This is a genomic window from Kitasatospora sp. NPDC088160 (genome assembly GCF_044741445.1).
GTDB lineage: Bacteria > Actinomycetota > Actinomycetes > Streptomycetales > Streptomycetaceae > Kitasatospora.
In genome coordinates, this window is the sequence record NZ_JBIUSS010000024.1 from 101368 (window position 1) to 123465 (window position 22098).

15 protein-coding genes are annotated in these 22098 nt (G+C 75.7%); 6 read left to right on the top strand and 9 right to left on the bottom strand.

Going from position 1 to position 22098, the window contains the following annotated elements; all coding sequences use genetic code 11:
- Window positions 1–149: 149 nt before the first annotated feature.
- The gene (locus ACIOGZ_RS32260; RefSeq protein ID WP_400845000.1) at window positions 150–1598 is read right to left on the bottom strand and encodes a SufS family cysteine desulfurase; all 1449 of its coding nucleotides are present in this window, start codon (window positions 1596–1598) and stop codon (window positions 150–152) included.
- On the bottom strand, window positions 1585–3003 hold the full coding sequence (locus tag ACIOGZ_RS32265; RefSeq protein ID WP_363633677.1) for a family 2B encapsulin nanocompartment shell protein: 1419 nt from the start codon (window positions 3001–3003) through the stop codon (window positions 1585–1587). The genes ACIOGZ_RS32260 and ACIOGZ_RS32265 overlap by 14 nt, the downstream gene beginning before the upstream one ends.
- A gap of 448 nt (window positions 3004–3451) precedes the next feature.
- Here ACIOGZ_RS32265 and ACIOGZ_RS32270 point away from each other — a divergent pair, with 448 nt between their 5' ends.
- From ACIOGZ_RS32270 to lanL, 3 genes are all read left to right on the top strand, one after another.
- The gene (locus tag ACIOGZ_RS32270) at window positions 3452–4114 is read left to right on the top strand and encodes a pyridoxamine 5'-phosphate oxidase family protein (protein ID WP_363589547.1); all 663 of its coding nucleotides are present in this window, start codon (window positions 3452–3454) and stop codon (window positions 4112–4114) included.
- Between the two features lie 223 nt (window positions 4115–4337).
- Window positions 4338–4505 (top strand): SflA family class IV lanthipeptide, encoded by a 168-nt coding sequence (locus ACIOGZ_RS32275; protein WP_363589549.1) that lies wholly within the window; start codon window positions 4338–4340, stop codon window positions 4503–4505.
- A gap of 38 nt (window positions 4506–4543) precedes the next feature.
- Window positions 4544–7087 carry a class IV lanthionine synthetase LanL gene (lanL, locus tag ACIOGZ_RS32280; protein ID WP_400988637.1) on the top strand — a complete coding sequence of 848 codons (2544 nt, stop codon included), beginning with the start codon at window positions 4544–4546 and terminating at the stop codon, window positions 7085–7087.
- A 76-nt stretch (window positions 7088–7163) separates the two neighbouring features.
- Here lanL and ACIOGZ_RS32285 read toward each other — a convergent pair whose 3' ends face one another.
- Entirely contained in the window at window positions 7164–8006 is an 843-nt protein-coding gene (locus ACIOGZ_RS32285; protein ID WP_363589553.1) for an alpha/beta hydrolase, read from the bottom strand.
- A gap of 93 nt (window positions 8007–8099) precedes the next feature.
- Between ACIOGZ_RS32285 and ACIOGZ_RS32290 the strand changes: the two genes are divergently transcribed.
- Window positions 8100–8660 carry a helix-turn-helix domain-containing protein gene (locus ACIOGZ_RS32290; RefSeq protein ID WP_363589555.1) on the top strand — a complete coding sequence of 187 codons (561 nt, stop codon included), beginning with the start codon at window positions 8100–8102 and terminating at the stop codon, window positions 8658–8660.
- A 244-nt stretch (window positions 8661–8904) separates the two neighbouring features.
- Here the strand turns inward: ACIOGZ_RS32290 and ACIOGZ_RS32295 are convergent, their stop codons facing one another.
- Complete coding sequence (locus ACIOGZ_RS32295; RefSeq protein ID WP_400807955.1) at window positions 8905–9264, bottom strand: zinc ribbon domain-containing protein YjdM; 360 nt, start codon at window positions 9262–9264, stop codon at window positions 8905–8907.
- A gap of 288 nt (window positions 9265–9552) precedes the next feature.
- Between ACIOGZ_RS32295 and ACIOGZ_RS32300 the strand changes: the two genes are divergently transcribed.
- Complete coding sequence (locus ACIOGZ_RS32300; RefSeq protein ID WP_363586352.1) at window positions 9553–10791, top strand: styrene monooxygenase/indole monooxygenase family protein; 1239 nt, start codon at window positions 9553–9555, stop codon at window positions 10789–10791.
- A gap of 75 nt (window positions 10792–10866) precedes the next feature.
- Here the strand turns inward: ACIOGZ_RS32300 and ACIOGZ_RS32305 are convergent, their stop codons facing one another.
- From ACIOGZ_RS32305 to fxsT, 3 genes are read right to left on the bottom strand one after another with little or no spacing between them, the layout of a single operon-like run.
- Window positions 10867–11895, bottom strand: coding sequence for a hypothetical protein (locus ACIOGZ_RS32305; protein WP_363586353.1), 1029 nt, complete (start codon window positions 11893–11895; stop codon window positions 10867–10869).
- Complete coding sequence (locus tag ACIOGZ_RS32310) at window positions 11892–13148, bottom strand: CHAT domain-containing protein (RefSeq protein ID WP_363586354.1); 1257 nt, start codon at window positions 13146–13148, stop codon at window positions 11892–11894. Before ACIOGZ_RS32310 ends, ACIOGZ_RS32305 begins: the two co-directional genes overlap by 4 nt.
- A 4-nt stretch (window positions 13149–13152) precedes the next feature.
- Complete coding sequence (gene fxsT, locus ACIOGZ_RS32315) at window positions 13153–19818, bottom strand: FxSxx-COOH system tetratricopeptide repeat protein (RefSeq protein ID WP_400988638.1); 6666 nt, start codon at window positions 19816–19818, stop codon at window positions 13153–13155.
- A 136-nt stretch (window positions 19819–19954) separates the two neighbouring features.
- Between fxsT and ACIOGZ_RS32320 the strand changes: the two genes are divergently transcribed.
- Window positions 19955–20515 carry a putative glycolipid-binding domain-containing protein gene (locus ACIOGZ_RS32320; RefSeq protein ID WP_363586356.1) on the top strand — a complete coding sequence of 187 codons (561 nt, stop codon included), beginning with the start codon at window positions 19955–19957 and terminating at the stop codon, window positions 20513–20515.
- 13 nt (window positions 20516–20528) lie between these two features.
- On the opposite strand, the gene ACIOGZ_RS32325 is transcribed toward ACIOGZ_RS32320, so the two are convergent.
- Together ACIOGZ_RS32325 and ACIOGZ_RS32330 are read right to left on the bottom strand one after the other, a co-directional pair.
- Entirely contained in the window at window positions 20529–21272 is a 744-nt protein-coding gene (locus tag ACIOGZ_RS32325) for an SOS response-associated peptidase (protein ID WP_363586357.1), read from the bottom strand.
- Between the two features lie 37 nt (window positions 21273–21309).
- Entirely contained in the window at window positions 21310–22053 is a 744-nt protein-coding gene (locus tag ACIOGZ_RS32330; protein WP_363586358.1) for a helix-turn-helix transcriptional regulator, read from the bottom strand.
- Window positions 22054–22098 lie beyond the last annotated feature (45 nt).

Below are 22098 nucleotides of genomic sequence, written 5' to 3' on the forward strand. Positions count from 1 at the left end.
TATGCGCCCCGGCCGCGGGGATCGACAGCCGCGTGCGCCGGGGATCCTGACGGGCCGTCCGCTCCGCCGGTCGGTCCGTTCGGCGACGCCGCGGACGGCGGGCGGGTGGGCACCCTTCTCGGTGCCCACCCGCCCGCCGCCGCCCCGGCCTACCCCGCCGAGGCCGCCTGGACGCCCTGGAGGGCGGACACCAGGGCGTCGACGTCCTGCACGGTGTTGTACAGGGCCAGCGAGGCCCGCACCGCGCTCTGCAGGCCGAAGGCGGCGAGCGCCGGCTGCGCGCAGTGGTGCCCGGCGCGCACCGCGATGCCCTGCTGGTCGAGCGCCCCGGCCAGGGCCATCGGGTCGGTGCCGGCGAGCAGGAAGGTCAGCACCCCGATCTTCTCCGGCGCGTCGCCGATCAGGCGCAGCCCGGGGACGGTCGCCAGCGCGCCCATGGCGTACGCGGTGAGCTGTTCCTCGTACGCGGTGGCGGCCTGGCGGTCCAGCCCGGCCAGGTACCGCAGCGCCGCCCGCAGGCCGGCCACCCCGCCGATGTGGCCGGTGCCCGCCTCCAGCCGGTGCGGTACGGGCGCGTAGGAGGTCTCCTCGAAACCCACCGAGTCGATCATGTTGCCGCCGCCCTGCCACGGGGGCATGGCCTCCAGCAGCTCGCGCTTGCCGAAGAGCACGCCGATGCCGGTCGGGGCGAAGATCTTGTGCCCCGAGAAGGCGTAGAAGTCGGCGTCCAGCGCGGTGACGTCCACCGGGAAGTGGCTCACCGCCTGTGCGCCGTCCACCAGGACCTTGGCGCCGTACCGGTGCGCCAGCGCGGTCATCTCGGCCACCGGCGGGACCGTTCCCAGCACGTTCGAGGCGTGGGTGAGCGCGACGAGCTTCGTCCGCGACCCGAGCAGGTCCCGGTAGGCGTCCTGGTCGAGCTGCCCGTCGGGGAGCAGCGGGATCGGCCGGATCCGGGCCCGGCGCTCCTTGGCGATCAGCTGCCAGGGCACCAGGTTGGAGTGGTGCTCGGCCGCCGAGACCAGGATCTCGTCGCCCACGCCGAGGTTGGCGCGGCCCCAGGACTGTGCCACCAGGTTGACGGCCTCGGTGGTGCCCCGGACGAAGACGATCTCGCCGGCGTCCTGGGTGCCGAGCAGCTTGGCGGCCTCCTCGCGGCCCTCCTCGTAGACCTGGGTCGCCTGCTTGGCGAGGGTGTGTGCACCGCGGTGGACGTTGGAGGTGCCCATCGAGTAGTGCTCGGCGACCGCCTCGGCCACCTGGCGCGGCTTGAGGGTGGTGGCCCCGTTGTCGAGCCAGACCAGCGGGTGGCCGTTCACCTCCCGGTGCAGCTGGGGGAAGTCCCGCCGGACGGCCTCGACGTCGAACCCGCCCGGCGGTGCGGAGGGCGGGGTGGCGGGGTCGGCCCGGGCCGCCTGGTCCGGCTGCTGCGGCAGCCAGTACCGCGGACCGCCCGCCGCGTGGGCGAGCGCTGCGGGCAGCGGGACCGGGCCGGGTACCAGGCCGCTTCCCGGGCCCGTCGAGGAGCCGGTGTCGAGCGGCGGTCGACCCACTCCGGTGACCCCGGTACCGCGCCCGAATCCGTCAGGAGTAGTCATGGTAGTTCGACACCTCGACGTTCTGGAGCACCGCGATGGCGTCGTCCACCAGCGCGGCGGCCGAGAAGTAGCTGGTGACCAGGTACGAGGTGATGGCCTGCCGGTCCACGCCCATCGCCCGCACCGAGAGGCCCGGCTCCACCTCGTCCGGGACCTTCGACGGGCGCAGGCCCACCACGCCCTGACGGTCCTCGCCGACCCGCATCAGCAGGATGTTCGTGGTGCCGGGCGCCGAGGTGGCCGAGCCCTTCAGGTCGAGCTTGTCGGAGGGCAGCAGCGGGACGCCGCGCCAGGTCAGGAACGGACTGCCGAAGAGTTCCACGATCTGCGGCGGCACCCCGCGCCGGGTGCACTCGCGCCCGAACGCGGCGATCGCCCGCGGGTGGGCGAGGAAGAACGCCGGCTGCTTCCAGACCCGGGCCAGCAGCTCGTCCATGTCGTCCGGGGTCGGCGCGCCCTTGCGGGTGCGCACGCGCTGGTTGGGCACGACGCTGTTGAGCAGCCCGTACTCGGGGTGGTTGAGCATCTCCCACTCCTGGCGCTCGCGCAGCGCCTCGGTGGTCAGCCGCAGCTGGGCCTGGACCTGGTCGATCGAGGAGTTGTAGACGTCCGCGACCCGGGTGTGCACCTTGAGGACGGTTTGCGCGATACTCAACTCGTACTCGCGGGGGGCCTCCTCGTAGTCCACGAAGGTCTCCGGCAGGTACGGCTCGCCGGAGTGGCCCGAGGTGAGGTCGATCGGGTGCTCGCGGTCGGCGGGCTCCCGGCGGTCGTTGCCGAAGGCGTCCAGCTGAGCGCGCAACGACGGCTCACGGTCGGCGAGTTCGACGAGCATCCGGCGGTCGAGGGAGAGCACGGTACACGCGCTGACCGCCTTGACCCGGTAGGGCATCGGGGTGCCGTCGACCCAGGCGGTGGCGTCGAAGAAGTCGCCGTCGCCGAGGACGGCGATCAGGGCGTCCGAACCGTACTCCCCGGTGGCGCGCTGCTCGGCTCGCCCGAACGCGATGAGGTGCAGCTGCTCGGCGGGGGCACCGGCGTCGACGATCAGCTCGCCGGGCGCCACCTCGCGCTCGACGAAGCCGTTGGCGAGGGCGGTGAGCAGCGGGCTGTCCACCTGGCTGAGGAAGGGCAGCTCGCGCAGGTCCTCGGCGATCACCCGGGAGGCGCCGTCGCCGTTGACGTAGGTGCTGATCTGCCCGTCGCCGAGGATGAAGCCCCGGCGGCGGTTGACCCGGTAGACCCCGGCCTCCAGGTCCACCCAGGGCAGGGCGCGCAGCAGGTAGCGGGGGGTGATCCCGAGCATCTGCGGCGCGGTCTTGGTGGTGGTGGCCAGGTTCCTGGCGGCTGAGGTGCTGAGACTCTGCCTGCTCTGCTGACTCTGCTGGACGGTCTCGGTCGTCATGGCTGGCCCCTGTTCTGGTCGGGAGAACTGAGTTGGCGTCAAGTTCGTTGCGGAGGCGGGGATTCGGCCTCGGCCGACCCGCCGCGACGATTGTTCCGGCCGCACCGAGGGGGCGTGAGCGTGTTCGATGAGGGGCCGTGAGGACCGGTGCAAACCATCGGGTGTGCACCGTCGCCAAACTCACCCGATCGTATGAATTTATCTATAAGCAGATGTGAGATGTTCGAAAGTTGATCTTGGAGCTGGCCGGGTCGGGGCCCGTGCCCTCGGCCCGCCACCGGTCCCGGCCCGCGTCGAACATCCCGGCCGGGGCCGACACGCACGGCGCCCCGCCGTTCCTCGACTTGGCGCACGCCGGGCGCTTGGATGGATCCGGCCTGGTCACCGCCCGGACACGACCCCGGGACACGACCTCGGGCACCCGCCGGCAAGCCGAGGAGCCACCACCGTGAACGACACCCCTGACGCCGTCGACCGGGCCGAACCCGCCGCCGTGGCCGGCCGGATCGCCGAGCGGCGCGAACAACTCGGCCTCAGCGAGGACGACCTCGCCCACCAGGCGGCCATGGCCCCCCGCTACCTCCGCTACCTACTCGAAGCCGGACCGGCCTTCGATCCCGGCGGCTTCGTCCGGATCGCCGCCGCACTCGGCCTCAGCCGCGGCGAACTGCTCGAAGGCCGCGCCGACGCCCCGCCCGGCCAGGGCGGCCCTGGCCCGCACCCGCGGCTGTTCGGCCTGACCGAACCCGAGTGCTGGGAGCTGATCGGCACCCACGGCGTCGGCCGCATCGCCCTGCCGCTCCAGCCGGGCCCGGTCGTCGTCCCCGTCAACTACGTCGTCGACGACGCCGCCATCGCCTACCGCACCACCGAGCGAGGCGCCCCGGCCGAGGGCACCTCGCTCTCCTTCCAGATCGACCACATCGACGAATACCTCGGCCGGGGCTGGAGCGTCCTCCTCCTCGGCACCGCCCACCACGTGCACGACCCCGCCGTCCTGCACCACCTGGCCGGCCTCCCCGGCGCCATCCCCTGGGCCGGCGGCGACCGGACCTGCTGGATCCGGATCAGCCCGGACGAGATCACCGGCCGCCGCCTGGTGAGCGACTGAACGGTCCGTTCCGGTCGCCGGGAATCGCGGTGCTGAGCGGCCGAGTTGGCGGTGTCGAACCCCTGTCGCGGACCGGTCGGCGTGGCTAGCATGAGGCGCCAACCGCAAGGAACACCGGCCCAGGCCCCCTCTTGCGGGTCACGTCGCATCAGCGTGCCCAGGTGTCCCGCGCGCCCGGCGTGATCCAGGAGAGCAGGTCCAACCCCCAAGGGAGGAACCACCCATGAGCGCAGTGGTGACCGAGATCCGCGACGCAGGCCTGCTGGACATCGACGAGGACGCCATCGTCTTCGAGGACGAGCACGACGCGGACCTCGCCCCGGTCGCGTGTCTCGCCGACCCGTGGGTCACCTACGTTCCGACGCGCTTCGAGTGCGCCGTGGACTGCTGACCCGTACCGAGGAAGCGGACCGGGGGAGGGGCGGAGCGATGACCACACCACCCGACCCCGGCTCCGCCGAGGCACTGCGGCGCCGGGTCGCCGACCTGGCGGCCGCCGCGCCCGGCCCGCGCCGCCCGCTGCACACCGACGGGCAGTGGTGGTACCTCCAGGACCCGCGGATGCCGGCGCGCGCCCACGGCTGGAAGCTCCACCTGTCCGCCCGGCAGGGCCAACTCCCGCAACTGCTGGACGCGGTGGTCCCGATCCTGCTGCGCCGCACCTGCGACGCGAAGTTCGCGGCGGGCGCGGCCGTGCTGCGGGAGCTCAACAGCGGGCTGCGCGGCCCCGCGGCCGTGGGCAAGGCCGTCACGGTCTACCCGGACGAGGCGGACCTCGTCGCGCTGGGAACGGAGTTGGCCCGGGCGCTGGCCGGCTGGGCCGGGCCCCGGGTGGTGAGCGACCGCCGGCTCCGGCCGGACGCGCCGGTCTACTACCGCTACGGACTGTTCCGGGTCACGGACGACGGCGCCGACTACGGCATGACCGGCCCGGACGGGTCGGTCTTCCCCGGCCTGGCCGAAGCCCGCTACCGCCAACCGCCCTGGGCGAGCGACCCGTTCACACCCGTCGCGGCCGCCGCCCGGCCGCCGACCACCCGGGTCGGCGAGGGCCGGTACCGGATCACCGCAGGGATCACCCGCTCGCCGAACGGCCACGTCTACCGCGCGGTCGAACTCGCCACCGGGCGCGAGGTGGTGGTCAAACAGGCCCGTGCCCACGTCGGCGAGGACGGCGCGGGCACCGACGCGCGCGGCCGGCTCCGGCACGAACGCCGGGTGCTCACCGCCCTGGCCGGGGTGCCCGGGGTACCGGTGCTGGTCGACTACTTCCGGCACGGCGCCGACGAGTACCTGGTCAGCGGCGCGTGCGGGCCGCGCGACCTGCGGCGCGACGTCCTCGCCGCGGGCCCGTACGACCCCGGGCCGGGCACCGGCGGGCGCGACTGGTGGGACCTGGCGCGCGGACTGCTGCGGATCCTGGACGCGGTGCACGCGCGCGGCGTGGTGGTCTGCGACCTGAAACCCGCGAACGTGGTGCTCGGCGCCGCCGGCCGCTGCTCGCTGGTCGACTTCGGTGTCAGCGCCCTCGACGGCGCCCGACCGCCCGGGGCCACGGCGGGCTACGGGCTGCCCGGCGCCACCGGGACCGACCCCACCGAGGACTACTACGCGCTGGGCACCACGCTGCACCACGCCCTCACCGGCCTCGACCCGGTGGTGATCGACCCCGACCCGGCGACCAACCGTGACCGCACCCTGGCCTGTCTGCGCGCGGCCCTCCCCGGCCCTTCGGACTCGGCGGATTCCGCGGTGGCCCTGGTCGCGGGCCTGGTGAGCCCGGACGGGGACCGGCGCTCGGCCGCCGCCGCCGGCCTGCGGGGCGGGAGGCCGCTCGGCCGACCCCCGGCACGGCGCTCGGCCGGGCCGCGGCGGGCCCCGCTCGGCGAGGCCGTCGACCACACCGTCGGCACCTGCGTGCGGATGGCCCGCGAGCTGGTCGCCACCGACCCGCGCGCCGCCGAACCCCGCACCCTGCTGTCGCTCTACGACGGGGCCGCCGGCCTCGGCCTCGAACTGCTGGAGCACGCGGACCGCCCCGACGCCCGGGCCGCCGCCACCGCCCTGGCCGACTGGACGGCCGGCCACCCGGCGCTCGACCGCCTCGACGGCTCGCTCTACCAGGGCCGGGCGGGCGCCGACCTGTTCCTCGCCCGGGCCGCCGCCACCCTCGGTACGGAGCCGCCCGGCACGAAGTCCCCGTACCACCGCCACCACGAGCCCGCCGGGGCCGACCAGATCGCCGGGGCGGCCGGGATCGGCACCGCCCACCTGCTGCTCGCCGCCCTCGGCCGGGACACCGACCGGCACCTCGCGGCGGCCGCCGCGTGCGCTACGGCACTGACCGCCCGGCCCCTCGACGATCCCGGCGAGGAGCCCAACCCCGGCACCGCCGCCCTCGCCGAGGGTTTCGCGCACGGCCGCGCGGGCATCGCCCACTTCCTCCTCGCCCGGCCCGACGAGGCGTCCCGCCGGACCGCCCGCCGCATCGTCGACGGACTCGCCGCCGACCTTCCCCGCCTCAGCGCGGCCGCCCTGCGGCCCGGGGCGACCCGCCGCTACCTCTCCTGGTGCCGGGGCCTGGCAGGCCTCGGCACGGTCCTCGTCCAGGCCGGAATCCGGTACGGCGACGACACCCTCCTCGCCCTGGCCGCCGACGCGGCCGACACCTGCCGGACGCTCGCCCCGCGCACCGCCCTGGTGGTCCGCTGCTGCGGCCTGGCCGGAGTCGGCGACCTCCTCGTGGACCTCGCCGCGGCCACCGGCGACTCCCGCCACTGGCACGCGGCGGAGCAGCTGGCAGCCCTGCTCCTCACCCGCGCCGGCGGGCCGGCGGGCCGCCCGGTCTTCCCCGGCGGCGACCCGACCGCAGAGTCCCGCGCCTGGGCGGTCGGGACACCCGGAGTGCTGACGTTCCTGCGCCGGCTGTCCCGTCGCGGCGGCCCGGTGCCCGGACTGCTGCCGCTGGCGTGAACCGGCCGAGGTCGGCGATCGGGTCGGACGGGCGGACGTTCTGCGGCCGGTCGACCGAGGCCCGGTGGCCCACCGCTCAGCCGCGGTCGAGGAGTTCGCGGATCCGGGCGGCGACCACGTCGGGCCGCTCGCCCTGGATGAAGTGGCCGGCGGCGACGGTCTCGTAGCGGCCGTCGGGGAGGGTTTCGGTCCAGCGGCGCTGGTGTTCCTGGAGGGCGGGGTGGGTGCGTTCGCCGCCTCGGCGGGGACGGTCGGCGGACAGCAGGACGGTCGGGCAGACGGGGGGTGCCGGGGGTTCGGCGCGCAGCCGGGGGACGGCGGCCGCGACGGCGCGGAACTCGCGGCGGGTCTGGGCGAGGCCGGCCGGGACGAAGTCCTCGGCGAGCATGGTCTCGTAGGTGTCGGTGGGGAAGACCCGGCGGGCGGTGCCGCTGAGCAGACGGGCCACCAGGCGGCTGCGGACCAGGGGTTGGCCGATGGCGAGCGTGCGGTCGACGCGGCGGGCGATCTGGTCGATGGTGTCGAAGGCGGGCGCGGTCTCCGGTGTGGTGTCGACCATCAGGATGCCGCGCAGCCGGGGCGCGAGGCGCTGGTACGCGAGGCGGGCGACCAGGCCGCCCATGCTGTGGGCGACCAGGACGAACCGGCCGGGGGCGACGGCCTCGGCGAGGGCGACCAGGTCGGCCGCCAAGTCGTCGAGGTCGAGGGGGGCGTCGGTGCGGGCGCTGCGGCCGAAGCCGGCGCGGTCGTAGGCGACCAGCCGGGCACGGTCCGCGAGCAGCGGCAGGACCGGGTCCCAGGAGACGCGGCCGAGGCCCTGGCCCGACTCGAAGAGCACGACGTCCGTGCCGTGTCCGGACTCCTCGACGTAGAGCGATCGCCCGTTGACGGTGATGGCCCGCCCGTTCGTCTGGCGCATGGTGCTTCCCCCCTGGGAACCGGCACCCGGGTCGTCTCCCGGGCGCACTGTTTTCATCTTTGATAAAGATAGCGACTGTGAAATCGTGGGGCAATGGACCTCGACGCGGTAGACCTCCTCCTCCACCCGGTGCGCCTGCGTGTGGTGCACGCTCTCGCCGGCGGGCAGGTGCTCACCACGTCGCAGCTGTGCGAGCGGCTGTCCGGCGTGTCGAAGGTGACGGTGTACCGGCACGTCGCGCTGCTCGCCGAGGCCGGCTTCCTGGAGGTCGCCGAGGAGCGCCGGGTGCGCGGCGCCGTCGAGCGGCACTACCGGCTGCGCGAGGACCGTCCGGTCGTGGACGCCGCCGTGGCCGCCACGATGACGCGGGAGGACCACCGCCGGGGCTTCGCCGCCGCGATGGCCGTCCTGATCGCCGAGTTCAACGCCTACCTCGACCGCGAGGACGCCGACCCGGCCGCCCAGGGAGTGGCCTACCGGCAGGGCACGTTCTGGCTCGACCCGGCGGAACTCGCCGAGTTCAGCGGCGAGTTGCGTGCCGTCCTGGAGCCCCGGCTGGCGAACGGGCCGGGGCCGGGCCGGGAGCCGTACCTGCTCAGCCCGATCCTCTTCCCCGCCGCGCCGCCGGCCGCCGGCCCGTCCCCGATGGAGTAACACGAAACGGCGGGGGGGGGGCGCCCCGCCCCCCCGGGGGGGGGGGCGCGCGGGGGGGCGCCGGGGGGGGGCCCGGCCGGGGGGGGCCGCCCCCCCGGGCGGGGGGGGGGGGCGCCGCCGCCCGCGCCCGCCCCCCCCGGGGGCCCGGGGCCCGGGCCGGGGCGGGCCCCCCCACCCCGCCCCCGCGCCCTCCCCCCCCCCCCCGGCCCGGCCCGCCGCCGTTTCGCGCCGGGCGCGGGCCCGGTCAGGCCTTCTTGACCACGTTCGACTTGAGCTGCATCGCGCCGAACCCCTCGATCCGGCAGTCGATGTCGTGGCCGTCGACGCCGTCGACCAGACGGATGTTGCGGACCTTGGTGCCCGCCTTGATGCCGGAGACGCTGCCCTTGACCTTGAGCGCCTTGACGACGGTCACGGTGTCGCCGTCGCTGAGCACGTTGCCGACCGCGTCCCGGATCACCCGCTCGCCCGGGCCGGCCGGTTCGGCGGCGCCGCCTGCCGCGGGCATCCACTCGTGGCCGCACTCCGGGCAGACCATGAGGGCGTTCATCTCATAGGTGTACTCGCTGGAGCACGACGGGCACGGGGGGAGGTGGTCGCTCATGCGCGCGGGCTGTCCTCTCGGGTCGGGCCGGGGGTCGGCGGCTCGCCAGCATGTATGAAGTTGAAGAATTTTTCAAATCGCTTGTTCGACCGCGTCCGACCGCGGACGGTGACGTTCCCGGCCGGGCGTGCGCGGGCCGTGGACGCGGGTGCCCGATGACTGGTATCCAGGCCACTGGCAGCGCGACTGGCGGCCGACCGGTGCCCACCTCCCCCCGCGGGCTCACCAGCCCACGGACGGACGGGTGTTGAGGCCGGGCCAGGACGTACAACCAGGAAAGCGGAGACGATGCGCAGAGTTCTGATCGTCGGCGCGGGGCAGGCCGGCCTCCAACTGGCCCTGGGGCTCCAGGCCCACGGCTACGACGTGACGGTGATGACCGACCGCGACGCGGACGCGGTCCGGAGCGGCCGGGTGCTGTCCACCCAGTGCATGTTCGACGCCGCGCTGCGGACCGAACGCGACCTCGGCCTGGACCTCTGGGCGGACACCGCACCCCGGATCGAGGGCGTCGGAGTCTCCGTCGCCGGGCCGGAGTCCGCGCGGGTGATCGACTGGGTCGGGCGCCTGGACGCGCCCGCGCAGTCCGTCGACCAGCGGCTGAAGATGCCCGCCTGGCTGGAGACCTTCGCCGGGCGCGGCGGCCGGGTCGTGGTCCGCCCGGTGACCGTCGGCGACCTCGAACACCTCTCCGGCTCCTACGACCTGGTCCTGGTCGCGGCCGGAAAGGGCGACCTGGCCGCGATGTTCGAGCGCGACCACGAGCGCTCCCGCTACGACCGGCCGCAGCGCGCGCTGGCCGCCAGCTACGTGTACGGGCTCGGCCCGCGCCCCGAGCACGACTTCCCCGCCGTCCGCTGCAACGTGGTGCCCGGCGTCGGCGAACTGTTCGTCATGCCGGCGCTGACCGCGGCCGGCCCGTGCGACATCCTGCTCTGGGAGGCCGCCCCGGGCGGCCCGGCGGACGCCTTCGACGGGGTCCGCGACCCGGCCGAACACCTGCGGGTGACGCTCGACCTGATGAAGGCCTTCACTCCTTGGGAGTATGACCGCGCCCGGGCCGGAATCGAACTCACCGACGCCGGCGCCACCCTCGCCGGGCGCTTCACCCCCGTCGTCCGCCACCCGGTCGGCGAACTGCCCGGCGGCGGAGCGGCGCTGGGCGTCGCGGACGTCGTCGTCCTCAACGACCCGATCACCGGCCAGGGCTCCAACAACGCCGCCCGGTGCGCGGCCGGCTACCTCGACGCGATCCTCGCGCACGGCGACAAGCCGTTCGACCGCGACTTCATGCGGGCCGCCTTCGACCGCTTCTGGCAGACCGTGCGCCCCAGCACCGTCTGGAGCAACGCGATGCTCGCGCCGCCGCCCGAGCACGTCCTGCACCTGCTCGGCGCCGCCGGTCAACTCCCGCCCGTCGCCGACCGGTTCGCCAACGCCTTCAACGACCCGGCCGACCTGGAGCAGTGGTTCCTCGACCCCGCGAAGGCGGCCGCCTACCTGGAGTCGTTCACCCCGCAGGACTGACCGGCGCGGACTGACCCGCGCGGCGGCTGGCGTGGATCGGTCGGGGCACCCGAGCGGGACGACGGGCCCGTCCGGTCAGCGTGAGTGGGCGGCGAGGCTGAGCAGCAGGTGGGCGGATTCGGGGTGGTGGAAGTCGGAGTGGGCGCCCGCCGGGTTGAGGCGGGTGGCCAGGCCGCCGCGGTAGACCCGGGCGGCGTCGATGTTGACGATCGGGTGGTCCAACTCGGCGTGCGGGTACGGGGAGGCGGTCGGGCGCAGCCGGGTGCTGAACTGGGGGACGGGGGCGACGCCGGTGCCGGAGTGGCCGATGCCCGGGCGGCCCTCGGCGCGCAGGTGCCAGAAGCCGGTGGCGCGGTCCCAGCGGGAGTGGGTGAGCACCAGCGGGCCGCGCAGCGGGGCGCCGGGCCGGCCGGGGCCGAGGAACAGCCGGGGGAAGAGGTGGGTGAAGGCGTCGCGGGGCGCGGCCATCTGGAAGATCAGCGCGCTGTCGACGGTGAACGGCCGGGTGGGGTCGCCCGGCCGGCTCCAGCCCAGCACCGGTGGCCCGGCGGGCCGGTCGGCCGCGTACTGGACGGCCTCGCAGAGGAAACGGCCGCCGAAGGAGTGGCCGACCAGGTGCAGGTACTGGCCGTTGCGGTTGGCCAGGACGCGGGGCGCGGCCGGGTCGCCGCGGTCGGCGTCCAGGTAGCCGAGCAGGTGGCCCAGGACGCGCCCGGCCTGCCCCTGGGCGCTCATGGCGTGCGCCCGGGCCCGGATCCGGCGGTAGCCGGCCGGCGACGGCAGGCTGGAGGACGGCCAGCGCACCACCACGCACCACGGGCGGAACCCCCTGGTCAGCCCGGGGTAGGCGGTCGGCGCGGACCGGTGCAGGGCGGCGGCCTCGGTGAGCAGGGCGGCGGCCGAGCGGTCGGCGGCGGCGGGGCTGGTCTGCCAACCGTGGACGTAGACGTAGACGTCGGTCGCCCGCGGGGGGATGCGCAGGTGCCGGGCGAGGTGTTGGGCGATCCGGGCCTCGGGCACCGGCGTGCGGGTGCCGGGGACGAGCAGCCGGCCCTCCTCGTCCAGGTCGACGGTGGCGGTGGCGATGGGCGTGGGCGCCGTCACGGGGTCAGCTCCAGGATGCTGTCGAGGCCGCAGTGCAGGGAGTAGGTGAGCGCCAGCGGGTTGCGGTACTCGCGGGCGAACCACCGGACCAACTGCTGGGTGATCTCGCCCGCCGTGGACTCCCCGGTCAGGTAGAGGTCGAGGAAGGCGAAGGCGTACTCGGCGGCGAAGACCTGCGGGATCTCGATCTGCGGGCCGAGCACGCCGTTGGCGCCGAGGTCGACCAGCGCCCGGCCGAGGTGCTCCAGTTCGGCGGCCGTGGACTGCCCGGTGTGGCAGGCGTTCAGCAGCACGAACGGCCGGAACATGGCGTCCGGCGCCTCGGCGTGCCGGCGGCGGTGGCGGCGCACCAGGTCGGCGTCGATCTGGCGGTCGTCGGAGAGCCGGACGGCGAGCTGCTCGTACGGGGAGTCGCCGGCGACGAACTGGCCGTGGCACCAGAAGTACATGACGTCCTCGTCCAGCACGGCGGAGGACAGCGCCTTGAGTAGCGGTTCGGACTCGGTGCGCACGGTCAGCTGGGAGCGGTCCTCCAGCAGTTTGCGGACCTCGGGGGCCCGGCCGACGTCGGTGAGCTGGTCGTCGGTGTTGAGGCTGGTGACGGGCCTGGCGCGGGCCGGGTACGGCGGCTGGATCGGCGGGTAGCCGGCGCCGGTCTGCTCGACCTGGTGGCGGTGGCCGAGGAAGTCCGCCCACGGGTCGGCGTGGCCGCCGTCGACGGCGAGCATCGGCCAGGGCAGGTGGAGGTCGGAGTCGAAGCTGATCCGCAGCGAGCCGCTCTCGGTGAGCGTCCGGGTGAGGTAGTCGCGGAAGACGGTGAGTTCGCGGTCCGGCCCGTCGAGCATCACCTCCAGGAAGTACCGTCCCTCCTCGGCCAGTTCGGCGACCTGCCGCTCGGCGACGCCGGCCAGCCGGTTGAAGTCGACGGCCTGGGCGAAGGGGTAGCCGCCGATCGGCTCCGGGTCGTACTGGACCAGGCGGTCGCGCCAGATGGTCCGCAGCCGGGAGGCCCGGGCGAGCAGGGCGGGGGCGGACACCTTCAGCTCCGCGCGGTGGGGGCGGGACCAGGGCGTGCGCTCGCCGGGCCGGAAGGCGGAGACGAGCAGGTCGTCGCGGTGGCGGCGCAGCGAGACCACGAGGTCCAGCGGGGCCGGCTCCTTGGCCTGCGGGGCGTCCGGAGCCTGTTGCCGGGGGAGCCGGGTGAAGTCGGCGGAGGGGTTCTGACGGATCTCGACGAGGAGGTCCCGGGCCACGCGATTACTCCTCGTCCTGGGCGATGTGGGTGACGTCGGTGACGGTGGGGACTTGGCCGACTTGGCCGACTTGGGGGACGCGCGGGACGTGCGGGACGTCGACGACGGTGGACAGGTCCTGGAGCACGGAGCCGTGCCCCCGGTCGTAGACGGTGATCCGGACGGTGTGCGGCCCCGGCACGGACGGGGTCAGCGCGAAGCGGGCGGGCTCCCCGGCCGGGCTGTAGTCGGCGACGGGTGGATCGAGCACGGCGTCCGAGGCGGCGACGGCCACCAGGCGCAGGCCCGGCAGCTCGCCGGGGTCGGCCTGCGGCACCTCGGGTTCCAACCGCAGCTCCAGCCGCACGGCGGCCCCCACCGCCGGCTCGTCGAGCAGGGTGAGCCGGGTCCGCCAGGCCGTCCTCGGTACCGCGGGCGCCGGGGAGCGGCGCCGCTCCCCGCGCGAGCACCGGATCAGTGCGGCCGGCTCGGACGGTTCCGGCCCGAGCTCCGCGCGGACGGGTGCGGCCGGCAGCGACTCCGGCCCGCCGTCGTCAAGTGGGGCCGGCGACTGCGCTGCGCCGCCGTCGAGTCGGGCCAGGGCCGTCCGGCTCTCCACCGCCAGCGGATGGCCGGGGCCCATCAGGGTCCGGCGCGCGGTGTGGACGGCCACCAGCAGGTCCCGGGCGGCGTCCCGGCGCCCGCTCGCGGCGAGCGCGGCGGCCAGGCCGACGGCCAGGGTGGGGAACACCGGGAGCAGCCCGGGGCGCAGGGTACCGAGGCTGACGGCGACGTCGTCGGCGTGCCGGTGTCCGGTCAGCAGTGTCCCGGCCGGGAGCCGGTCGGCGACGATGCCCTCGTACACCCGCACCGCCCCGACGGCGTCGCCGGCCCGCAGCCGCGCGTGGGCGAGGCTCTGGCGGATGCTCAGGGTGAGGGAGTTGCGCGGGCCGTGGCTCGCGGCGCACTCCTCGGCGAGTTCCTCCAGCCGGACGACGGCGCGCAGCGGCCGCGGGCCGCAGGCCAGCAGCAGCGCGTGGGCCTCGCGGGCGGCGAGGGTGGCGTCGTCGGTGCTGCCGAGGGCGTCGTCCGCACAGGCGGCGAGGGTGGCGGCCAGGCGCACCGCCGCCTCGTGCTCCCCGTTGAGGTGGCGGGCGACGGCGAGGACGCACCCGGACCGGACGAGGCCGGGCAGGGCGGGGCCGGCGGGTCTGGTCCAGTCCGCCGTCAGGGGCGACAGTTCGGCGATCGCGCCCTCGTGGTCCCCGGCGAGCAGCAGCGCCTGGGCGAGGCCGTACCGCACGGCGTGGGCGAGCAGGTGCTCCGGGCCGAGGGCCGATTCGGCGGCGGCCAGCGCCTCCCGGTAGCAGTCGGCGCCCTCCGCGTACCGGCCGGCCTCGACGAGGTTGAGCGCGATGCTGTCCCGGTCGTCGAGGGAGTCGAGGGCATCGATGGTGTCCGGGGCGCCGGGGTGTTCGGCACCGAGGATCCGGGTGCGGTCGGCCAGCAGGGCGCGGTAGAGCGCGTCGGCGCGGTCGTGCTCCCAGCGGCGGCGGTGGGAGTGGGCGAGGTCGGTGCACGCGGTGAGGGTGTCGGGGTGGTCCTGGCCGTGTACGCGCTCGTGGTCGGCGAGCAGCATCAGCCGTTCGACGATCTCCTGCCGCTGCCGGCCGGCGCGGGCGTGGACGGAGGCGAGGCCGGAGCGCTCGCCGAGGGTGTCCGGGTGGTCCGCGCCCTGGACCCGGGTCCGGTGGGCGATCAGTTCGGTGAACAGGGCTGTGGCGCGGTCGAGTTCGCCGGTGGCGAGGACGGCCTCGGCGAGTTGGGAGAGCTGGAGGAGGGTGTCCGGGTGGTCGGGGCCGTGGATGCGCGCACGGTCGGCGGCCAGCGCCTCCCGTTCGGCCTCGGCCTGGTGCAGGAGGCCCGCGAGCCGGCGGTCCTGGGCGAGGCTGCCGCGACAGGCGAGGGTGTCGGGGTGGTCCGGGCCCTGGAGCCGGATCCGGTCCCGCAGCAGCGCCTCGTCGAGTTCCGTCGCGGGGCGGTGGTCGCCGCCCGACCGGTACGTCCAGGCCAGCAGGAACCGGGCGCCGAGGGCGTCGGGGTGGTCGGGCCCGAGCACCCGCTCGGTGTCGGCGACCAGGGGCGCGGCCAGGTCGAGCGCGCGTTGGAGGTCGTAGCCCGCGCGGTACGAGGAGGCCTGCCACCAGCGGGTGTTGAGGGTGTCGGGGTGGTCCGGGCCGAGCACCCGGGCCCGGTCGGCGGCGACGGCGCCGAAGGCCTCGGCCGCGCGGCGCTGGTCGTCCGCGTCGCGGTGGGCGGCGGCCTGCCACCACCGGGTGGTGAGCGTGTCCGGGTGGTCCGGGCCCTGCGCCCGCTCCTGGTCGGCCAGCAGCGCCGTGTACAGCTCGGCGGCGGCGGGGTGGTCGCCCGCCGCCACCACCGACCGCGCGAGGCCGAGCCGCGCGTCGAGGGTGTCGGGGTGGTCCGGTCCGAGCGCCCGCTCGTAGTCGGCGACCAGGGCCCGGAACAGGTCCACCGAGCGGTCGTGCTCGGCCGCCTCGCGGCAGGCCTGGGCCAGGCCGAGCCGGGTGTCCAGGGTGGTGGGGTGGTCGGCGCCCAGGACCCGGGCCAGGTCCGCGACCAGTGCCTCGTACAGCTCCAGGGCGCGGTCGAGTTCGCCGACCTCGTGGTGGCCCGCCGCCTGCGAGCGCCGGGTGCCGAGGGTGTCGGGGTGGTCGGGGCCCTGGATCCGGGTGCGGTCGGCCACCAGCGCGGAGTGCAGCTCTGCGGCGCGGCGGTGGTCGCCCGCCTCGGCGTGCGCCCAGGCCAGGGAGCCGCGGGCGTCCAGGGCCAGCGGGTGGTCGGCGCCGTGGATCCGGGTGCGGTCGGCGGCCAGGGCCTCGTAGCGGGCGATGGCGTGGCGGTGGTCGTTCGCGGAGGAGGTGGCCCAGGCCAGTCCGGCGCGCGTGGCCAGCGTCTCGGGGTGGTCGGCACCGCGGATCCGGGTGTCGTCGGCCACCAGCGCGTCGAACAGCTCCACCGCACGGTGGTGGTGGCCGGCCCGCTGGTGACCGTTCGCCTGCCACCAGCGGGCGGTGAGGGTCTGGGGGTGGTCGGCGCCCAGGATCCGGCCGCGATCGGCCGCCAGTGCGTCGTACAGCTCCACCGCGCGGCGGTGCTCGCCGGCCCGCTGGCAGTCGTGTGCCAGCCACCAGCGGGCATTGAGGGTGTCCGGGTGGTCGGGGCCCTGGATCCGGGCCCGGTCCGCGACGAGCTCCTGGTGGAGCTCCAGCGCCCGGCGGTGCCGGCCAGCGGCGGTGAGCGCCTGCGCCAGCACCAGACGGGCGCCCAGGGTGTCGGGGTGTTCCGGTCCGTGGACGCGGGATTGGTCGGCCACCAGGGTTTCGGACAGCGTGACGGCCCGCCGGTGGTCGCCCGCCTCCCGGCAGCTGTCGGCGTGCCACCGGCGGGTGTTGAGCGTCTCCGGGTGGTCGGGGCCCTGGAGCCGGGCGCGGTCGGCTGCCAGTGCTTCGTACAGTTCCGCCGCGTGCCGGTGCTCCCCGGCGTCCCCGTGCGCGGAGGCGAGCCACCACCGGGTGCTGAGGGTGCGGGGGTGCTCCTCGCCGTACAGCCGGACGCAGTCGGCGACCAGTTCCGCGTACAGCTCCACGGCGCGCGGGTGGTCGCCGCTCTCGTCGTGGGTCCGCGCCAGCTGGAGGCAGGCGCTGAGGGTGGTGGGATGCCCGGCGCCGAGCACCAGGGTCAGGTCGGCCAGCACCCGTTCGCGCTCGACGAGCGCCTCCCGGATCCGTCCCGCGCTCTGGAGGGCGTAGGCCAGGCCGGTGCGGGCGTTGAGGGTCTGCGGGTGGTCGGGGCCGTGGACCCGGTCGTAGTCGGCCACCAGCCGTTCGCGCAGTTCCACGGCCCGCCGGTGGTGCTCCGCCGCGCCGTGCAGCCAGGCCTGCCAGCCGCGGGTGTGGAGGACGGCGGGGTGGTCGGCGCCGAGCACCCGCAGCCGGTCGGCGACGAGTCGGTCGCACAGCTCCGCCGCGTGTCGGTGGTCGCCGGCGTCGCCGAAGGCCCGGGCCAGGCTCAGTCGAGCCTCGAAGGTCTCGTAGTGGTCGGGGCCGTGGACCCGCTCGCGGTCGGCGAGGAGCCGCTGGCATTCGGCGAGCGCCGCGCGGGGGCGCCCGGCCAACAGCAGGGTGCGGGTGAGGTTGGACCGTTCGTCCAGGGTGTCCGGGTGGTCCGGGCCCTGGACGCGGGCGCGGTGGGCCACCAGGTCCTCGAACTCGGCCAGTTCACGGCCGGTCCGGCCCGCGACGCGCAGCGCGTAGGCGAGGTCGCTGCGCTCCTCCAGCGTGCCGGGGTGGTCCGGCCCCTGGGCGCGGGCGCGGTCGCGGACCAGCGCCCGGTGTTCGTCCACCGCCGTCCGGAGCTGGCCCGCCTCGCGGTGGGCGTGGGCGAGACCGCTGCGCGCGTCCAGCGTGTGGGGGTGGTCGGGCCCGAGGACGCGGGTGTAGTCGCCGACCAGATCGGTGAACCGGGTGACCGCCGAGGCCGGGTGCCCGGCCTCGCAGTGGGCCGTCGCCAGCCGGCCGCGCGCGAAGAGGGTCTGCGGGTGGTCCGGCCCCTGGACCCGGACGTGGTCGGCGACCAGCGCCTCGTACCCGGCGACCGCGGCCCGGTGGTCTCCCGCGACGACGTGGGCGGCCGCGAGCCAGTCGCGGCTGGTGAGGGTGTCGGGGTGGTCGGCGCCGAGCACCCGGGCCCGGTCGGCCACCGCCTGCTCGTACAGGGTGATGGCCAACCGGTGCTGACCGGCGGTGAGTTGGGCGTACGCGAGCCCGTTGCGGTGGGCCAGGATGTCCGGGTGGTCGGGGTCGTCCAGGACCCGGCCGGCGTCGGCCAGCAGCCGCTCGAACTCCGCCACCGCCGCCTGGTGCTGACCGGCCACCTGGAGGGCGTAGGCCAGGCCCGCGCGGCTGGTGAGGGTCTCCCGGCTGTCGGCGCCGAGCACCCGGGCCCGGTCGGCCACCACCGCGCGGAACTCCTCGACGGCGCACCGGTGTTCACCCGCCTTGCGGTAGGCGTGGGCGAGGGTGCTGCGGTCGGCGAGGGCGGCCGGGTGGTCGTGGCCCTGGCGGCGGGTGCGGTCGGCCACCACCGCCCGGCAGAGCGCGACGGCGCGGGCCGGGTCGCCGGCCCGGGTGTGGAGTTCGGCGAGCCGGCCCCGGGTGGCCAGGGTGTCGGGGTGGTCGGAGCCCAGCAGGCGGGTCTGGCCGTCGGCCATCGCGGTGACCAGCGGGATGGCGAACACCCGCTGGGCCCGGTCGGTCAGCTCGCCGGCGGCCAGCCGGTACAGCGCGACGGTCTGCGGGGTGGGGTGATCGGACGGGCCGCCGGCGGCCAGCTCGCGGATGTGCGGCAGCAGCGCCCGGCGCAGCCGGGGCCCGGCGGTCGGCCAGAGCCGGGCGGCGGCCTCGGCGAGCTGCTGTTCGGCGCGCCGGCGCAGCGGGCGGGCTCCGTCGGAACGGCGCAGCACGCCCTGGAGCAGGCGGTGCACGGTGACGGTCTCGCCGAGGGTGATCAGGTTGTAGTCGGCGAGCAGCCGCAGCGCGGAGTCGACCTCGGCCGGGCGGCGCGCGCCGAAGGGCGTCAGGGCTTCGCGCGGCAGTGCCTCGGGGGCGTACCAGGCGAGCGTGCGCAGCAGCTCGACGGCGAACGGGGCGGTGGCCTGGACGGCGCGCAGGGTGGTGTGCCAGAGCCGGGAGACGGTGGCCACCGCGCCGGAGCCAGTACCGGAGTCGGAGCCGGCGTCAGGGCGGGCCGGGCCGCTGGTGCGCAGCAGCTCGCGGTAGGCGGCGAAGGTGGTGCCGGTCTGCTGCACGTAGGCGCCGGCCTGGGCGAGGGCGAGCGGGAGGTGGCCGAGTTCGTCGGCGAGGGCGAGCACCTCGGCCTGTTCGGCCCGCGCCCCGGGGTGGGCGGCGCCGCAGAGCAGCCGGGTGGCCTCGGGGGCGTCGAGGACGTCGATCCGCACCGGGCGGATGCCGGGGTGCCAGCCGCCGGCGCGGCGGCTGGTGACCAACTGGTGGCCGCAGCCGAGCAGCCGGCCGAGATAGGGGGTGAGGTGGACCGGGTCCTCGGCGTTGTCGTAGACGAGCAGCCAGCGGTCGTGGGCGCGCAGCCAGGCGAGCGCCCACTCGACCTGCTGGCCGGGCGGGGCGGTGAGGGCCCAGGTGGGGTGGAGGTGGACGGCGAGGTCGGCGAAGGCCTCGGCGAGCTGCTCCTCGGACTCGGCGGTGATCCACCAGATCAGCCGGTAGTGCGCGGCCTCGGCGTAGGCGTAGTGCAGCGCGACGGTGGTCTTGCCGACCCCGCCGAGGCCGTGCAGCGTGGTGGCCTGGGTGACCAGCCCGCTGCCGTCGCCGTCCGACAGCGCCTCGGCGATCGCCCGCAACGCGCCGTCGCGGCCCACGAGTCGGTCCGCGGCGCGGGGCGGCAGGTTGGGAGCGGGGGCGCTCGCCTCGACGGTCAGCGCGGCCCGCGCCGCCTCGGGCGGCAGTACGGCCGCCCGCTGCTCGGCGTGCGGGTTCCCGGCGGTGGCGGGCGAGACCGGGCGGCGCCGCTGGTCGAAGGCCTCGTGGTCGGGCAGGCCGCCCTCGGGCCGGACATGCGTCGTCCTGGACATCAACACTTCGGCGCCCTCACCCCCACGTACGGTTCCGCCCGCCCACCGTAGTCGCGGGCGGGCGCCGTGTCACCGGATCCCGCCGGTCGCCCGGAGGGGGCGCGCGCCTGTCGGTACCGGACGGTAGCGTGCCCGGATGATCACGCACACCGTTCCCACCTGGCAGGTCGCCGAGACGGGCGGCCTGGAGACGTCCTGGATCGAGCTCGGCGCCGCCGCCCTGCACGCCCGCGGCCGGGTCGCCGCCGCGCGGCCCGCGCCGTACTGGCTGACGTACGAACTGGAGACCGGCGAGGGCTTCGTCACCCGGTGGATGCGGGTCCGGGCCGAGACCGCCGACGGCGTCCGCGAGCTGGAACTGCGTCAGGACGGCGGCCGCTGGAGCGTCGACGGCGTGGAACGGCCCGACCTGGCCGGCGCGCTGGACTGCGACCTCGGGCTCTCCCCGGTGACCAACACCCCGCCGGTGCTGCGCCACGGCCTCCACCGGGGCCCGGGCGAGCGGCACTTCCTGATGGCGTGGATCCGGGTGCCCGACCTGACGGTGCACCCCTCCCGTCAGACCTACACCCACCTCGGCCTGGACGGCGGGCGGGCCACCGTCCGCTACGCCTCCGGGGACTTCCGCAGCGACCTCGTGCTGGACCGGGACGGCCTGGTCCTCGACTACCCCGGGCTGGCCGGCCGGATCGCCTGACGGCCGGGCGGCGTCAGTCCGCCAGTCCCAGCGGGTCCGGGGTGGGGTCGAGCAGTTCCGGCCCGTTGGCGCGGACGCTGTTGACGGCGGGGGAGACGGCCCGCACCCGCAGGGCGCCGTCGGCGGGGCGGCGCAGCAGGTGGTGGAGTTCGTCGGAGTCCGTGAGATCGGGGGCGAGCCAGGCGGACAGGTCGGCGGGGGCGATGGTGAGCGGCATCCGGTCGTGGACGCGCCCGGCGCTGTCGGTGGCGTCGGTGGTGATGACGGTGGCGGTGGCGAGCCAGGCCACCGGGTCGTCCTCGGGCCGGGTCTGGTCGCGCCAGAACTCGTACAGGCCGGCCATCAGCATGACCGAGCCGGTGCTGAGGAAGTACGGCTGCTTGTACTTCTTCCGGCCGGCGGCGGCGGGCACCTCGCGCCACTCGAAGTAGCCGTCGGCGGGGATGACGCAGCGCCGGGTGGTGAAGGCCTTGCGGAAGGCGGGCTTGAGGTGGACGGTCTCCGAGCGGGCGTTGATCATGCGGGCGCCGCCGGAGGGATCCTTGGACCAGGACGGCACCAGGCCCCAGCGCAGCGGGCGCAGCTGCCGCAGCAGCTCGCCGCTCTCCCGGTCGACGCGTTCCAGGACGGCGGGCACCGGGTCGGTGGGCGCCACGTTCCAGCTCGGCGCGAACGACTCGGCCGGATCCCAGCGCAGTTCGCCGAGCAGGGCGACGAGGTCCTGGGGCGTGGTGGTGGAGACGAAACGACCGCACATGCTCCCCACCCTGCCACCAGCGGCGGACGATTCGGGGTCAGTACGCGGGGTGGCGGCCCGGGGTGTGGCCGAAGGCGCGGCGGAAGACGTCGATGAAGGCGCTCGCGGAGGACCAGCCGCAGCGGTGCGCGACCGTGGTGACGGGCAGGCCCTCGGCGAGCAGCACCAGTGCGTGGTGCAGCCGCAGCTGGGTGCGCCACTGCGGGAAGGTCATGCCGAGGTCGGCCCGGAAGAGCCGGGAGAGCGTGCGGTCGCTGGCGCCGGCCGCCCGGCCCAGTTCGGTGAGGGTGCGCTGGTCGGCCGGATCGGCGCGGAGCCGGTCGCAGACCGCGCGCAGCAGCGGTGTGGCGGGGGCGGGCAGGTGCAGCGGCTGCTGCGGGGAGGCGCGCAGCTGGTCGAGCAGGACGGCGCGCAGCCGGGTCCGTTCGGGGCTGTCGTCCTCGGGGGTGCGGGTGTAGGCGACGATCAGCTCGCGCAGCAGCGGCCCGACGGCGAGCACGGTCGGCCGGTCCAGGCCGAGCGGGTTCTCGGTGGCGGGCAGCCCGACCAGGTGGAGGTCCAGTTCGCCGTGGGCCTGGTGGGCGTGCACGGTGCCGGCCGGGACCCAGATGGCGCGGGTGCCGGGGGCGACCCAGGAGCCGGCGTCGGTGGTGATGGCGAGCACGCCGCTGGCCGCGTAGGCGATCTGGTGGTCGTCGTGGCGGTGGGCGTCGATCCCGGCGCCGGACGCCAGCCGCTGAACGCGGGTCGGGGCGACGGGGTCGTGGCGGATGTTCGGCATCACCTGGCAGATTATCGGAAGCCCGACAGGTACCGCTGCGCCGAG